General features: G+C 76.5%; 14 protein-coding genes and 2 pseudogenes. 15 read left to right on the top strand and 1 reads right to left on the bottom strand.

The window, feature by feature from the left end; translation table 11 throughout:
- From BIV57_RS25420 to BIV57_RS20780, 10 genes and pseudogenes are all read left to right on the top strand, one after another.
- Nucleotides 1-334, top strand: a pseudogene (locus tag BIV57_RS25420) (hypothetical protein); the annotation flags it as partial.
- Between the two features lie 3 nt (nucleotides 335-337).
- On the top strand, nucleotides 338-2,368 hold the full coding sequence (locus BIV57_RS24315) for a hypothetical protein (RefSeq protein ID WP_071658398.1): 2,031 nt from the start codon (nucleotides 338-340) through the stop codon (nucleotides 2,366-2,368).
- A 9-nt stretch (nucleotides 2,369-2,377) separates the two neighbouring features.
- Nucleotides 2,378-3,676, top strand: a complete 1,299-nt coding sequence (locus BIV57_RS20815; RefSeq protein WP_071658397.1) for a TadA family conjugal transfer-associated ATPase — start codon at nucleotides 2,378-2,380, stop codon at nucleotides 3,674-3,676.
- Nucleotides 3,677-3,678: 2 nt separating this feature from the next.
- On the top strand, nucleotides 3,679-4,770 hold the full coding sequence (locus BIV57_RS20810) for a type II secretion system F family protein (protein WP_071658396.1): 1,092 nt from the start codon (nucleotides 3,679-3,681) through the stop codon (nucleotides 4,768-4,770).
- Nucleotides 4,767-5,711 (top strand): type II secretion system F family protein, encoded by a 945-nt coding sequence (locus BIV57_RS20805; RefSeq protein WP_071658395.1) that lies wholly within the window; start codon nucleotides 4,767-4,769, stop codon nucleotides 5,709-5,711. The genes BIV57_RS20810 and BIV57_RS20805 overlap by 4 nt, the downstream gene beginning before the upstream one ends.
- A gap of 120 nt (nucleotides 5,712-5,831) precedes the next feature.
- Complete coding sequence (locus BIV57_RS20800) at nucleotides 5,832-6,089, top strand: hypothetical protein (RefSeq protein WP_336447041.1); 258 nt, start codon at nucleotides 5,832-5,834, stop codon at nucleotides 6,087-6,089.
- 6 nt (nucleotides 6,090-6,095) lie between these two features.
- Nucleotides 6,096-6,548: a TadE family protein gene (locus BIV57_RS20795; protein ID WP_071658394.1), complete on the top strand. Its 453-nt coding sequence runs from the start codon at nucleotides 6,096-6,098 to the stop codon at nucleotides 6,546-6,548.
- Nucleotides 6,549-6,550: 2 nt separating this feature from the next.
- On the top strand, nucleotides 6,551-6,973 hold the full coding sequence (locus tag BIV57_RS20790) for a TadE/TadG family type IV pilus assembly protein (RefSeq protein WP_245797830.1): 423 nt from the start codon (nucleotides 6,551-6,553) through the stop codon (nucleotides 6,971-6,973).
- Nucleotides 6,974-7,038: 65 nt separating this feature from the next.
- Nucleotides 7,039-7,494 carry a TadE/TadG family type IV pilus assembly protein gene (locus tag BIV57_RS20785; RefSeq protein ID WP_071658393.1) on the top strand — a complete coding sequence of 152 codons (456 nt, stop codon included), beginning with the start codon at nucleotides 7,039-7,041 and terminating at the stop codon, nucleotides 7,492-7,494.
- Nucleotides 7,491-10,454, top strand: coding sequence for an AfsR/SARP family transcriptional regulator (locus BIV57_RS20780; protein ID WP_071658392.1), 2,964 nt, complete (start codon nucleotides 7,491-7,493; stop codon nucleotides 10,452-10,454). The genes BIV57_RS20785 and BIV57_RS20780 overlap by 4 nt, the downstream gene beginning before the upstream one ends.
- 204 nt (nucleotides 10,455-10,658) lie before the next feature.
- On the opposite strand, the gene pcp is transcribed toward BIV57_RS20780, so the two are convergent.
- Nucleotides 10,659-11,300 carry a pyroglutamyl-peptidase I gene (gene pcp, locus BIV57_RS20775; RefSeq protein WP_071658391.1) on the bottom strand — a complete coding sequence of 214 codons (642 nt, stop codon included), beginning with the start codon at nucleotides 11,298-11,300 and terminating at the stop codon, nucleotides 10,659-10,661.
- 63 nt (nucleotides 11,301-11,363) lie between these two features.
- Here pcp and BIV57_RS20770 point away from each other — a divergent pair, with 63 nt between their 5' ends.
- From BIV57_RS20770 to BIV57_RS20750, 5 genes and pseudogenes are all read left to right on the top strand, one after another.
- Nucleotides 11,364-12,131, top strand: a complete 768-nt coding sequence (locus tag BIV57_RS20770) for a LamB/YcsF family protein (RefSeq protein ID WP_071658390.1) — start codon at nucleotides 11,364-11,366, stop codon at nucleotides 12,129-12,131.
- Nucleotides 12,128-12,787, top strand: a complete 660-nt coding sequence (locus BIV57_RS20765; protein WP_071658389.1) for a 5-oxoprolinase subunit B family protein — start codon at nucleotides 12,128-12,130, stop codon at nucleotides 12,785-12,787. Before BIV57_RS20770 ends, BIV57_RS20765 begins: the two co-directional genes overlap by 4 nt.
- Nucleotides 12,784-13,653 (top strand): 5-oxoprolinase subunit C family protein, encoded by an 870-nt coding sequence (locus tag BIV57_RS20760; RefSeq protein WP_071658388.1) that lies wholly within the window; start codon nucleotides 12,784-12,786, stop codon nucleotides 13,651-13,653. The genes BIV57_RS20765 and BIV57_RS20760 overlap by 4 nt, the downstream gene beginning before the upstream one ends.
- A gap of 60 nt (nucleotides 13,654-13,713) precedes the next feature.
- Nucleotides 13,714-14,397 carry a DedA family protein gene (locus BIV57_RS20755; RefSeq protein WP_071658387.1) on the top strand — a complete coding sequence of 228 codons (684 nt, stop codon included), beginning with the start codon at nucleotides 13,714-13,716 and terminating at the stop codon, nucleotides 14,395-14,397.
- Between the two features lie 83 nt (nucleotides 14,398-14,480).
- Nucleotides 14,481-14,730, top strand: a pseudogene (locus tag BIV57_RS20750) (hypothetical protein); the annotation flags it as partial.

The following is a 14,730-nucleotide window of genomic DNA, read 5'->3' as shown; positions in this document are numbered from 1 at the left end:
CGGCCAGTACCCCGCGGGCATCAACAAGGGCGACCACGTCGAGATCTACAACACCGACACGGCCGGTTCCTCCGGCAGCGGCAGCGGGACGACCGGCGGCAAGGGCGGGGCCGGCAGCGGGTCCGCGATCGCGTCGGACGCCGTGGTCTACGGCGTCGGCGGCAGCGGTTCGTCCGGCGGGTCCACCGACCTGGGCAGCGGCACCTACGCCGTCTCCGTGCTGGTGCCGGAGGCGGAGGCCGGGGCGGTCGCCCAGGCCGCCGCGAACGGCAAGGCCACCGTGGTGATCGTCCCCGCGGGCAGCGGTGCCGGCGGCTCGGGGACGGGTCAGTAGCCGATGGCGCTGATCGTCCTCGCCGCCGACAAGGGGTCGCCCGGCGTCACCACGTCTGCCCTGGCGCTGGCGTCCGTCTGGCCGCGTCCCGTGGTCACCGCCGAGTGCGACCCGGCCGGCGGCGACCTCGTCTACCGCCTCCCGGACGCGCACGGCAATCCGCTCAACCCGCAGCGCGGCATGCTGTCGCTGGCCGCGGACGCCCGCAAGGGGCTGACGCCCGACCGGCTGACGCAGCACGTCCAGGCGCTGCACGGCGGGCTCGGCGTCATCGTGGGCACCGCCGGCGCCGAGCAGAGCGCCGGACTCGGCTCGCTCTGGCCTGAGTTGGGGCCCGCCTTCGCCCGGATGCCCGGATTCGACGTCTTCGCCGACTGCGGCCGCGTCGGTCCCGATTCGCCCACCCTGCAGCTGATGCCGTACGCCGACGCGGTGGTGCTCATCGCGCGGGTGGAGGCGGAGCAGGTGGCGCACGTCCGCGACCGCGCGGCGGCGCTGCACGCCCGGCTGCACCGCGGCGGCGCGGAGACGCCGCCGATCGCGGTGGTGCTGGTCGCGGAGGCCAAGCACGGCAAGCAGGTGGCCCGCCAGGTCGAGGAGCTGATGCAGCGGTCGGACGTGCCCGCCCGGGTGGTGGGCACGCTGGCGCTCGACCCGGCCGGTGCGGCCGCCCTCGCCGGACGGGGACGGGGGCGCGCCAACCGCGCGCTGCTGATCCGCTCGGCGCGGGCCGTGGTCCAGGACCTCTTCGCGCGCTTCGGCCTGGCGAACGCGCCGCTGGCGGCGCCGGGCCAGGTGCCGACGGCGGTCCCGCGCGCGGAGCTTCCGGCGGGCGGTGCAGGCGGCGGACCGGCGGAGCTCGCGGTGGCGCCGAGCCGTCCCGCACCGCTGGCGCAGCCGCCGGTCGTGGTCAACGGCAGCACGGCGGCGCCGCAGCCCGCGGAGACCCCGGAAGCCCGCCCGGCGCGGCTGGCCCAGGGGCCGGCGGCGGTCAACGGCGGTGCGGCGGGCCCGGTTCCGGAGTCCCGTCCGGCGCGGTTGGCGCAGGGACCGACGGGCGGCGGTGACGGTCCCGGACCGGCATCCCTCGGCCGTCCGGCGCCGCTGGCGCAGGCCGCGGACGGCGTCCGTCCGGCGCCGCTCGCCCGCCCGCTGCCGACGTCCGCGCCGATTCCGGTGCCTGCGCCGGGGCCGGCTCCGGTGCCGGCCTCCGACGGGGGTTCGCTCGGCGGCAACGCGCCGTCGTTCGGGGCGGCTTCCGGCGGGGCGGCGCCGGCGGAGCGGCCCGAGCCGCGCTCGGGAGCCAATGGCACGAACGGCGCCTCGGTCCCGCCTCCCGCGATGTCGATGTCGTTCGCGCCGCCGGCCGGCGGAACGGTCGGCGGCGGCGTCCCGGACTCCGGCGGGTCCTCGTCCGGCGGATCGTCCGGACGCGGGCTGTCGTTCGCGCCGGAGACCCCCGGCGGCGAGGCGGCGCCCGCCCCCGGGCAGTCGTCCGGACGCGGGCTGGCGCTGCCGGCCGGGACGCCGCCGTCGGAGCCGGCCACGCCGCCCGAGCCGGCCGCGTCGGCCATGCCCTCCGAGCCGGCCGGCCCGCCCGAGTCGGGTTCCAAGACGAACGGGGCCCCGGTCGCGCCTGCCGCGAACGCGATGTCGTTCGCGCCGCCCGCCGCCCCCCACCTCGGCGCTCCCGCCGGGGCGTTGGGACCCGTGACGGCCGCGGGGCCCGCCGTGCCGGCCGGCCCCGCGTCCGACATCATCGCGGAACCCGGCCCCGGCGCCGACACGGACACCGACCCCGACCCCGACCCCGCCGCCGCACGCAAGGCCGTCGTCGACCGGCTGCTCGCCGCGCGGCGTCCGGAGCAGCCGGTGCCGCCGCCCGCCACGCCCGCGAACCCCTACACCGCGCTCTCCGGCTACGACTACGAGGCCCGGCCCGCCGCCGACAACCCGTACCGCTCCGCGTCGAGCACCGGCAGCGGCAGCGGCACCAGCACCCCCGCCCCCGCCCCCGCCGAAGAAGGGAGGTGACGCACCGCCATGGACCACACCCTCGTCAAGCGCTTCCGCCGCGACGTCGGCGACCGCATCGCCGCCCAGCGCCGCTCCGACGCGGGCGCCGGCCTGCCGCCGATGTCCGTCGACGACGAGCGGCAGTACGCCCGCGCCGTCATCGGCGAGATCCTCGAGGCGTACGCCCGCTCCGAGGTCGCCGAGGGGCGCACCCCGCCCACCGCCGCCGAGGAGGAGGAGCTCGCCTCCGGCGTGCACGCCGCCCTCTACGGCGTCGGCCGCCTCCAGCCGCTGCTCGACGACTCCGAGATCGAGAACATCGACATCAACGGCTGCGACCGGGTCTTCGTCTCCTACGCGGACGGCCGCGAGGCCCTCGTCGAGCCGGTCGCCGAGAGCGACGAGGAGCTCATCGAGCTGATCCAGGTGCTCGGCGCCTACTCCGGCCTCTCCTCCCGGCCGTTCGACGCCGCCAACCCGCAGCTCGACCTGCGCCTCCCGGACGGCTCCCGGCTCTCCGCCGTCATGGACGTCACCCGGCGGCCCGCGCTCTCCATCCGGCGCGCCCGGATGGGCAAGGTCTTCCTCGCCGACCTGGTCGGCAACGGCACCGTGACGCCCGAGGTCGGGCAGATGCTCTCGGCCGCCGTCTCGGCCCGCAAGAACATCATGATCTCGGGCGCCACCAACGCCGGGAAGACCACCCTGCTGCGCGCCCTCGCCAACGAGATCCCCACCCATGAGCGCCTCATCACCGTGGAACGCGCCCTGGAGCTCGGCCTCGACCAGTTCCCCGAACTCCACCCCAACGCGGTGGCCTTCGAGGAGCGGCTGCCCAACTCCGAGGGCGTCGGCGCCATCGCCATGGCCGAGCTGGTCCGCCGCTCGCTGCGCATGAACCCCTCCCGGGTCATCGTCGGCGAGGTGCTCGGCGACGAGATCGTCACCATGCTCAACGCGATGTCGCAGGGGAACGACGGCTCGCTCTCCACCATCCACGCCAACGGCTCCGCCGAGGTGTTCAACCGCATCTCCACCTACGCCATCCAGTCGCAGGAGCGGCTGCCGGTCGAGGCCACCCAGATGCTGATCGCCGGCGCCATCGACTTCGTCGTCTTCGTCGAGAAGATCAACGACTACCACCGCGGCGGCCGGCTCCGACGGCTGGTCAGCTCCGTCCGCGAGGTCAACGGGGTCGACGGGCGCGTGCTCTCCAGCGAGGTGTTCGCCCTCGACAACGCCGGACGGGTCGTCCCCCGCGCGCCCATCGCGTGCGGCGCCGAGCTGGCCCGGCACGGCTACCACCCCTCGGGAGGCTGGTCGTAACCATGGACGCCGCATTCACCCAGTACCTGCTGCTCGGCATCCTCGGCGGCGCGGCCGTCGGCGGCGGCATCTACCTCGCCGCGGTTGGGGTGCGCGGGCTGCCGCCCCGCCCGCCGCGCCGCGGCAAGCAGCAGAACCGCGCGGCCGACCTGCTGCGCCTCGCCTCCACCCGGCTGCCGGCCGCGATCGTGCTCGCCGGGCTGGTCGGCTGGATGACCAAGTGGCCGGTGGCCGCCGTGGCGGTGGGCATCCTGGCGGCCTTCTGGCCGCAGCTGTTCGGCGGGGCGGCCGGGGAGCGCCGCGCCATCCAGCGCATCGAGGCGCTCGCCTCCTGGACGGAGTCGCTGCGCGACACCATCGCCGGGGCCGTCGGCCTGGAGCAGGCCATCCCGGCCTCCGCCCGGGTCGCCGCCCCCGCGCTGCGCGAGCCGCTCGGCCTGCTCATCGACCGGCTGCGGGCCCGGATGCCGCTGCCCGAGGCGCTGCAGAGCTTCGCCGACGACCTGGACGACCCCTCCGCGGACCTGGTGGTCGCGGCGCTTGTGCTCAACGCCCGGCTGCGCGGCCCCGGTCTGCGCGAGGTGCTGGGCGCGCTGGCCACCGCGGCCCGCTCGGAGGTGGAGATGCGGCAGCGCATCACCGCGCAGCGGGCCTCCACCCGGCGCAGCGTCCAGATCGTGGTGATCTTCTCGGTGGGCGTGATCGTGGCGCTCGCCGTCCTCAACCACGACTTCGTGAAGCCCTACGACGCGCCCCTCGGCCAGCTGATCCTGCTGGTCGTCTTCCTGCTCTTCGCGGCCGGCTTCTGGTGGCTGCGGAAGCTGTCCGTGGTGGAGATGCCCAGCCGCTTCATGACCGGCGCCGCCGAGCCCTCGGCGGAGCAGCGGGAGGAGGCGGCGCAGGTCCGCGCGGCGCGCCGCGGCGGGGCCCACGCCGGGCCGGCCGAGGCGCCGCCGCAGACGCTGCCGGTGCAGCAGAACGCGGCGCCGCCGAGCTGGGGCGGCATGCCCAACGCGCCCCAGGGGCCCGGCCAGGGCTACGGACCGGGTTCCGTGCCCGGCAGCGCCAACCCCTATGAGGGAGGTCCGCGGTGAATCAGGCTCAGTTGGTGGAGGCCGCGCTGGTCGGCGCGTTCGTCGGCCTCGGCCTCTACGCGCTGGTCCGCGGGCTGGCCCGCGGACGCCCCAGCATCAACCAGCGGATCGGGCGGATCGACGCGCTGCGCAGCGCCGCCGCCGGGTCGGCCGCGCCGTCCCCGTTCGGCAGCCTCACCGAGGACGGCGAGCCGGCCCGGCCGACCGCCCGCGAGCGGCTCGGCGACAGCATCGCCCGCTTCTACGAGCAGCAGGGCTGGCAGCAGGCCACCCTCCGCTCCGACCTGGCGCTGCTGGGCCGCAGTTGGGAGGGGTTCCTCGCGACCAAGGTGCTGCTCGGCGCGTTCGGCCTGATCTTCGGGCCGCTGGCGTGGGCGGGCCTCAACGCGATCGGCCTCCAGCTGTCCTGGCAGATCCCGATCTGGCTGGCGGTGCTGCTCGCCGCGGTCTTCTTCCTCGCCCCGGACGCGGAGGTGAAGCGGGACGGCGCCGCGCGGCGCCGCGACTTCCGCCGGGCGGTCGGCGCCTACCTCGATCTGGTGGCGATGAACCTGGCCGGCGGGCGCGGCGTCCCGGAGGCGCTGATGGCCGCCACCCAGGTGGGCGAGGGCTGGGAGCTGCAGCGCATCCGCCAGACCCTGCAGTACGCGCGGATCACCGGCGTCAGCCAGTGGGAGGCGCTGGGCGCGCTCGGCGAGGACCTGGGCGTGGAGGAACTCAAGGACCTCGCCTCGGCGTTGGCGCTGGTCGCCGACGACGGGGCGAAGATCAGGGTGTCGCTGGCGGCCCGCGCGGCCACCATGCGGCACCGCGAGATGACGGAGATCGAGGCGCGGGCCGGGGCACGTTCCCAGTCGATGCTGGTGGCGCAGATGCTGCTGTGTCTGGGGTTCATGGTGTTCCTGACCTATCCGGCGGCGATGCGGGTGTTCTCCATGTGATCCCGCCGCACCCGCCGATTCCTGCCCGGTCGCTGGCGGACCGGGCGGCGCGCGGGCCTCGTCCACGTCCACAACTGCCGTACCACTGGGGGAAACCCAATGAAGCGTTCCGCACACCGCATGTACCGACACACTGTCCGCACCGCCACCACGATGACCTCCGCCGTCCCCGGAGCCGACCTCGCCGCCGCCTGGGTGCGGGCGCGCGTGGAGCGGGCCCGGGAGGCGGACCGCTCGCGCGGCGCGTCCGCGGTCGAGTGGATCGTCATCTCGGCGATCGTGGTCGCGATCGTGATCGCGGTCGGCATCATCATCAAGAACGCGCTGACGTCCAAGGCCAACCAGATCAGCGGCAACATCAACGGCGCCGGGGGCTGAGGCGGAGTGGAGCGGCGCCGCCGTCTTCGGCGCGGCCGCCTCCGCCTCCGCCGCGGCCTTCGCCGACGGCTGGGATCCGAGCGGGGCGCGTCCGCGATCGAGTTCGTCATGCTCACCCCGCTGCTGGTCCTCGTCCTGTTCGCGGTGGTGCAGTTCGGCATGTACTTCTTCGCCCGGCAGGTCGCGACGTCCGCCGCCCAGGCGGGCGCGCGGACGGCCCGCGCGGAGGCCGACTCCAACGCCGGCTGGTCGGCGGACGCGGTGGCGCGTGCGCAGCAGCAGATCAGCGGGCTGGGGTCGCGGATGGTCGTCGACCCTTCGGTGACGGCGATCCGCGACGGCGAGTCGGTGGGCGTGGAGGTGGTGGCGCGGTCGCCGAAGCTGCTGCCGTTCATCCCGACGATCGACGTGCGGTCCGAGGGGCCGATCGAACGCTTCGTCCCGGACACGGGGGGCTGACGGTGCGCAATCCCCTCCGCAGGCGCGGCCGCGGCGAGCGGGGCGTCTCGACCATCGAGGTGGTCATCCTCGCCCCGCTGTTCATCACCTTCGTGATGTTCGTCGTCGCGCTCGGGCTGCTCGTCAACGCGCAGGGCAAGGCGTACGGGGCGGCGCGGGACGCGGCGCGCGCGGGCGCGCTGCAGCGCGACTACGGGACGGCGGTGGCGCAGGCCCAGGCGGCGGCGAAGGCGGACTTCGGCGGCACCTGCAGCCGGCTGTCGGTCTCGGCGGACCCGGCGGCCTTCCAGTCCGGCGGCGCGTTCGACGTCCATGTCAGCTGCGACGTCCCGCTCTCCGGCCTCAACATGCTCGGCATCGGCGCCGTCAAGACCATCCAGGCCGACGCCTCCGCCCCCGTCGACACCTACCGAAGGACCACCTGATGCCCGCCCCCGGCCCCCGGCCGAACCGGCCGGCGCCGCCGAGCGCGCCCCGCCGCCGGAGACGCGTGCGGTTCCCGGCCGCGTCCCGCGACCGTGAACGGGGCTCGGCGGCGATCTTCACGATCCTCATCACGCTGGTGACGCTCGGGCTGGCCGCGCTGGTGGTGGACGGCGGGCTCGCCATCGCGCAGCGCGAGCGGGCGATGGACATCGCCGAGCAGTCCGCGCGCAAGGTGGCCGACAACATCGACATCGACACCTGGCGCGCCAGCGGCCGGCTCGTCATCAAGGACGGCGACTGCGGCGGCCAGGCCGCCGCCATCGCCTCCGGCTTCCACGTCGGCTCCGCCGCCATCACCACCTGCTCGGTGTCCGCCGACGCCGTCACCGTCGGCGTCCGGATCACCTACCGGCCCGTCCTGCTCGGCTTCTTCACCAACAGCGCCTTCACCGCGTCCGGCACCGCCACCGCCCACCCCGAGGCCGGCATCAACAACGTCACCACTGGAGGAACGCCGTGAGCACGGGCACCAACCCGAACTCCCGCACCCCCGTGCGGATCGGCCGCGTCCCCGGCCGCCGCACCTTCGGCGACGTCCTCCGCGGCATCGCGGCGCTGCTGATGCTCGCCGCGCTGGTGCTGGGCGCGCCCGCCGCGCTGGTGCTGCTGATCGGCTGGCCGCTGCCCTCGCACATCCCGTCGCTCGACGACTTCTCGCACCCGTTCACCGCCGAGGTGATCGTCCGGGTACTCGCCGTGCTGGTGTGGATCGCCTGGGCGCAGTTCGCCGCGTGCGTGCTGGTCGAGGTGCGCGCCGCGGTCAGCGGCATCGGCATGCCCGCCCGCGTCCCGGTCGCCGGGGCGAGCCAGGCGCTCGCCCGCCAACTGGTCGCCGCCATCCTGCTGCTGACGGCCGGCGCCGCCAGCGTGACGCCCGCGATCAGCAGCATGGTCTCCCAGCCGGTGGCCGTCGTCGCCATGCAGCAGAGCCAGCAGCAGGCCCCGCACGCCCCGCACACCGCCGACCGCACGGCGCGGACCGCCGCGGTCGGCACCTCCGCCGAGGCCTCCGCCCTGACCAGCGCCGGCGCCGGGCACATCCTCGACGCCGAGGAGCACGCCCACCGCGAGGCCCTCGCCCGGCAGACCGCCCAGGCGAGCCGCACTCTCACCGCCGCGCACGCCGCCGTCCCCAACGCGCCGGCCGGCACCAAGCTCTACACCGTCCAGCCGCCGCACGGCCGCCACCACGACAACCTGTGGGACATCGCCCAGCGCCACCTGGGCAACGGCCGCCGCTGGACGGAGATCTTCGACCTCAACAAGAACCACGACCAGCCGGACGGCACCCGCCTCACCAAGGCCAGCCTGATCTACCCGGGCTGGGTCCTGGTGATGCCCGGCGACGCGCACGGCGGCGACCTCGTCGAGGTCGGCCCCGCGCACCAGGCGCCGCAGCCGACCCCGCAGCACCAGGAGCACCGACAGACCCCGCAGCACCAGCAGGGCGGCCAACACGAGGCCGGCGGCACCCACTTCACCCAGACCGTCCCCGGCCGGATCGCCCTCGGCGGCCTGGTCGCCGCCCCGCTGCTGTCCGCGACGCTGCTCGCCGCGCTGGGCACCCGCCGCCGCCAGACGCTGTGGCAGCGGTCGTTCGGCGCCCGCCCCTACGGCCCCGGCGGCTGGGACGACGAGACCGCCGGCGCCGACGAGGCGCTGCGCGTCGGCGCCGACCCGGAGGGCGCCGCCTTCCTGGACGCGGCGCTGCGCGCGCTCGGCGCCCAACTCGCCGCCGCGGGGCGCCCACTGCCCGCCGTCTACGCCGCCCGCCTCGACGAGCGCGGCCTGGAGCTGCGGATCTCCCCGCCCGAGCCGGACGCGCCGCAGCCCTGGCGCGCCGAGGAGGGCGGCCGGATGTGGCGGCTGGAGCGCGTCATGCTGCCCCCCGCCAACGCCCCCGCCGGCCCCGCGCCGTACCCGGGGCTGGTCTCGCTCGGCCACGACCTCTCCGGCCTCGACGACCCGGCCGCCGCGGACGAGCCCGGCACCCCGCTGGTCCTCATCGACCTGGAGGCCGCGTCCGGCCTGATCACACTCACCGGCGCCGAGCCGGCCCGCCGCCGCGAGGTGCTCGCCGCGCTCGCCGCCGAACTGGCCGTCAACTCCTGGTCGGAGCGGCTTCGGCTGACGCTGGTCGGGTTCGGCGCCGAGCTGAAGGAGCTGGCGCCGGGACGCGTCCGCACCGCCACCACGCTCGCCGAGATCATCGGCGACCTGGAGCGGGAGGCCGCGGAGCGGGCCCGCGCGCTCGCCGCCGCCGGGCTGGACTCCGTGCTGTCCGGGCGCACCGGCGCGGACGGCGCCGAGCTGTGGCACCCGCACTACGTGATCGTCGCCGAGCCGCCGCAGGGCGAGACCGCGGCGCGGCTGGCGGCGCTCGCCGCCTCCTCGCACCGCACCGCCATCACCCACCTGGTCGGCGGGCCCGTCCCGGGCGCGGCCTGGGAGTGGCACCTCGCCGACGACGAGCGCCGCCTGACGGTGCCGCTGCTCGGCCTCGACGTCCTCCCGCAGCGGGTGCCGGACGGCGAGTACCGGGCGCTGCTGACGCTCTTCCGCGAGGCGGGGCGGATCGCCCGGCCGCCGTCCGCCGGCGGCCCGGCCGCGCCGAGCCCGGCGCCGGACCCGGAGGTGCTGGGCACCCGGCCGTCGGTGGAGCTCGGCCTGCTGGGCCCGCTCCAGGTGCGCGGCACGGCCGGAGAGCCTGAGCCGACCCATGCGGAGCAGCTGCGCGAGGCGCTGGTCTTCCTGGCGCTGCACCGGGACGGGGCGCACCTCAATGTGCTCGCCTCCGCGCTGTGGCCCAAGGGCGTGCAGGGCGAGGTGCGGGACGCGCTGGTGGCGCGCCTCGGCGACTGGCTCGGCACCGATCAGCGCGGCGTCCCGCACCTGGTGCGCGAGGGCGACGGGCGGCTGCGGCTGGGGCCGGGGGTGCTCACCGACTGGGAGCTGTTCCGGGCGCTGGCGGCCCGCGCCGAGTCCAACCAGCCGGGCGCGGAGGAGAGTTGGGCGCAGGCCCTGGCGCTGGTCCGCGGGCCGGTGCTGGACGGCCGGCCGGCGGCGCGCTACGGCTGGCTGGCGCACCTGCCCTTCGAGGGCGGGGCGGCGGCGGAGATCGCCGACACGGCGCTGCGGCTCGCCGCCAAGCGGCTGCAGGGCGGGCGCCCCGGCCCGGCGTCGGAGGCGGCCCGCGCGGGGCTGCGCGGCAACCCGGACGACGAGTCGCTCTGGTACGCGCTGCTGCGCACCCTGCACGAGGCCGGCGACCCCGCCGCGCTCCGCGCCGCGGTCGCCGACCTGCTCCGCCACCTCCGCACCACCACCGGGCTGCCCGAGCCCGACGCCCGCACCACGGCCACCCTGGACGAACTCCTGCCGGGGTGGCGCGAGCTGACGCGGGCCCCGCAGCCCGGCTGACGCGGGACGGCGCCCGCCCGGCTCAGCGGGTGCCGGAGCCGGTGAAGGCGAAGGAGCTGTGCTTGACGCCGTCGCCGTCGCCGTCCCGGTCCAGGAGCAGTGCGCCGTCGGCGTAGGCGCTCTTGCCGCCCGCGTACTCCTTGAGGGTGGTGGGGGCCCAGGACCCGTTGCCGTGTGCGCCGCCGGCGGGGCCGCGGGGGCGGTTCAGGACACCGCGCCGCCCGGGGCGCGCAGGTCGGTGCCGGCGGGGGTGCCGCAGGCTGCGGCGATCATCGCCGCCACACCGCGGACCATCGAGGCCACCTCCATCGACGGCCCCCGCGAGCCGTCGGCCACCTGGCCCGGCGCGTACGGGACGTGGACGAAGCCGCCGCGCAGCCCCGGACCCTCCGTTGCGGCCAGGTGCATCAGCCGGTAGAAGACGTGGTTGCAGACGAACGTCCCCGCCGACTGCGACACCGCCGCCGGCACGCCCGCCGCGCGCGACGCCGCCACGCACGCCTTCACCGGCAGCCCCGAGAAGTACGCCGCCGGCCCGCCCGGCACCACCGGCTCGTCCACCGGCCGGGCGCCCGCGTTGTCCGCGATGGAGGCGTCGTCGACGTTCACCGCCACCCGCTCCACCGACAGCTCCGCCCGGCCCCCCGCCTGCCCCAGGCACACCACCAGCGCGGGCCGCACCTCCGCCACCGCCTCCCGCAGCGCCGCCCCCGCGGCCCCGAAGACCACCGGCAGCCGGCGCGCCGCCGCGTCCGGCAGCGCCTCCGCCACCCCCACCGCCGCCTCCCAGGAGGGGTTCACCGACTCCCCGCCGAACGGGTCGAATCCCGTCATCAGTACGCGCATCGCCGCATGATCGCACGTCCCGCCGGGGGCCCATCGGCGTCCGCTTCCCCTAGGTTGGACCCCGTGCCGGAAACGATCGATCTCAACGCCGATCTCGCCGAGGGCTTCGGGCAGTGGACCCTCACCGACGACGACGCCCTGCTCACCACCGTCACCAGCGCCAACGTCGCGTGCGGCTTCCATGCCGGGGACCCCGCCACCATGCGCCGGGTCTGCGAGACCGCCGCCGCCCGCGGCGTCCGGATCGGCGCCCAGGTCTCCTACCGCGACCTCGCCGGCTTCGGCCGCCGCGCCATGGACGTCCCCCCGGACGAACTCGCCGCCGAGGTCGCCTACCAGATCGGCGCCCTCCAAGCCTTCGCCCGCGCCGCCGGCGCCGACGTCGCCTACGTCAAGCCGCACGGCGCCCTCTACAACCGCACCGTGGACGACGCCGAGCAGGCCGCCGCCGTCGTCGACGGCGTCCTCCTCGCCCTCGGCGCCGGCACCCCGCTGCTCGGCCTGCCCGGCTCCGAACTGCTCGACGCCGCCGAGAAGGCCCGACTCGCCCCCGTCGCCGAGGCGTTCGCCGACCGCGCCTACACCCCCCGCGGCACGCTGGTGCCGCGCCGCGAGCCGGACGCCGTCGTGCACGACCCGGACGAGGTCGTCGAGCGCGCCGTCCGCATCGCCCGGGACGGCGAGGTCACCGCCGCCGACGGACGCACCACCGTGCCGGTCGACGCCCGCTCGCTGTGCGTGCACGGCGACACCCCCGGCGCCGCCGCCCTGGCCGCCCGCGTCCGCGACGCCCTCGCCGCCGCCGGCCTGCGCGTCGAGGCCTTCGCATGAGCGCCGCCGGCACCGCCGTCCTGCGGGTGCACCGCGTCGGCCACACCGCGCTGCTCGCCGAGGCCCCCGACGCCGCCGCCACCGCCGCCCTCCACGCCGAGCTGCTGCGCCGCCGCGAGGCCGGCGCCCTGCCGCCGCTCGCCGACATCGTGCCCGGCGCCACCACCGTGCTGCTCGACGGCTTCACCTCCGCCAAGGAGCGCGACGGCCTCGCCGCCGAGCTGCCCGCCTGGCAGCTGCCGCCGGCCCGCGCCGCCGACACCCCCGCGCTCACCGTCCCCGTCCGCTACGACGGCCCCGACCTCGCCGAGGTCGCCGAGCGCTGGGGCTGCGCCCCCGACGAGGTCGGCGCCCTCCACGCCTCCTTCGCCTACCGCGTCGACTTCTGCGGATTCGCCCCCGGCTTCGGCTATCTGACGGGCCTTCCGGAGCGCTACCAGCTGCCCCGCCGCCCCACCCCGCGCACCCGCGTCCCCACCGGGGCCGTCGCCCTCGCCGGCCCCTACACCGGGGTCTACCCGCAGCCGTCCCCCGGCGGCTGGCAGCTGATCGGCACCACCCCGCTGCGCCTCTTCGACCCCGGACGCGATCCCGCCGCGCTGCTCGTCCCCGGCACCCGCGTCACCTTCGAGCCCGTGGACGGGGGCGCCGCATGACGCCCCGCCGGCTCACCGTCGTCCGCCCCGGCGCGCTCACCACCGTCCAGGACCTGGGCCGCCCCGGCCACGCCCATCTCGGCGTGCCCCGCTCCGGCGCCCTCGATCCGGCCGCGCTGCGGCTCGCCAACCGGCTGCTCGGCAACGCCGAGGGCGCCGCCGCCCTGGAGACCACCCTCACCGGCTGCGCCGTCCGCACCGCCGCCCCCGCCACCGCGCTGGTCGCCGGCGCGCCCTGCGCGGTCACCGTGGACGGCCGCCCCGCCCCCTGGGGCGCCCCCGTCCGGCTGCCCGCCGGAGCCGTGCTGGACGCCGGCCCGGCCACCGCCGGGCTGCGCAGCTACCTCGCCTTCGCGGGCGGCGTCGCCGCGCCGCCGGTGCTCGGCAGCCGCTCCGCCGACCTGCTCTCCGGGCTCGGCCCCGCGCCGCTCACCGACGGCGACGTGCTGCCGCTCGGCGCCCCCGCCGGGGCCCTGCCGCCGGCCCCCGGCGCCGCGCCCTGGCCCGGCCCGCCCGCCCGCCTCGACCTGCCGCTGGTCCTCGGCCCGCGCGCCGACTGGTTCACCCGGGACGCGCTGCGCAGCCTGGACGCGGCCGAGTTCACCGTCTCCCCGCGCAGCAACCGCATCGGCCTGCGCACCGACGGGCCGGTGCTGGACCGCGCCCGGGACGGCGAGCTGGCCAGCGAGGGCATGGTGCTGGGCGCCGTCCAGGTCCCGCCGGACGGCCGGCCCGTGGTCTTCCTCGCCGACCACCCCACCACCGGCGGCTACCCGGTGATAGGCGTCGTCCCCGCCGAGGCCCTGCCCCCCGCGGCCCAGGCCCGCCCGGGCACGCCGCTGCGCTTCCACGCGGTCCACCCCTGACGGTCCCGGCTCCGTGCGCTCACCGGACCTTCATCCGCGTCGGGTACTTTTGGGCGCATCATGACGCTGACGACGACCGCCCTGGCCCTGGGCCCCAAGTACCTGGACCCGAACTGGCTGCTGACCAACGTCGGCATCATCGGCATCCTGATCATCGTCTTCGCCGAGTCCGGGCTGCTCATCGGCTTCTTCCTGCCGGGCGACTCGCTGCTCTTCGCCACCGGCATGTTCGTCTCCCGCAACCTGATCAGCCTGCCGCTGTGGTCGGTGTGCCTGATGGTGTGGGTCGCGGCGTTCCTGGGCGACCAGGTCGGCTACCTCTTCGGGCGGAAGGTCGGGCCGTCCCTCTTCAACCGGCCCAACTCGCGGCTGTTCAAGCAGGAGAACGTGGAGAAGGCGCACGCGTTCTTCGCCCGGCACGGCTCGAAGTCGATCGTGCTGGCCCGCTTCGTCCCGGTGGTGCGGACGTTCACGCCGATCATCGCCGGCGTCAGCCGCATGAACTACCGCACCTTCACGGCCTTCAACGCCCTCGGCGGGCTGCTGTGGGGGGCGGGGGTGACGGTGCTGGGGTACTTCCTCGGCCAGATCTCCTTCATCCGCGACAACATCGAGGCGATGTTCATCGTCATCGTGCTGATCTCGATCGTCCCCCTGATCATCGAGTTCCTCCGGTCGCGGAGGCACAAGTCCGCCTCGGACGCCCCGGCTGCCACCACCCGCGGCCGCCACCGCAAGCGCTGACCGCGGCGCACCGCACCGGCCCTGCGGTCGAACTGATCGACCGTCCGTCGTGCACCATGAGTGCTGTAGCCACGCACGCGCTCATGGAGAGGACGGTCCCCGAGTTGGCCAGGCAGCACCCCGCGGACGACGGCGACGCCGAGGACCGCGCCGCCGAGCGCGCCGAACGCCGCGCCGCGGACCACCCCGAGGACATCGACCCGGCCGCCGCCGAGGCCCCCGAGGACGCCCCCGCCGGCACCCCTGACGAACCGTCGGAGACGAGCGAGGCGTCCGTCGACTTCCCCGCCCTCCCCCTCAGCCCGGACATCCCCGAGGACCTGCCCCCCGAGC

It is taken from the genome of Mangrovactinospora gilvigrisea (assembly GCF_001879105.1).
In the GTDB taxonomy this organism is placed as follows: domain Bacteria; phylum Actinomycetota; class Actinomycetes; order Streptomycetales; family Streptomycetaceae; genus Mangrovactinospora; species Mangrovactinospora gilvigrisea.
Note: the sequence above shows the minus strand (reverse complement) of the source record. Positions and strands in the feature narration are given on the sequence as shown.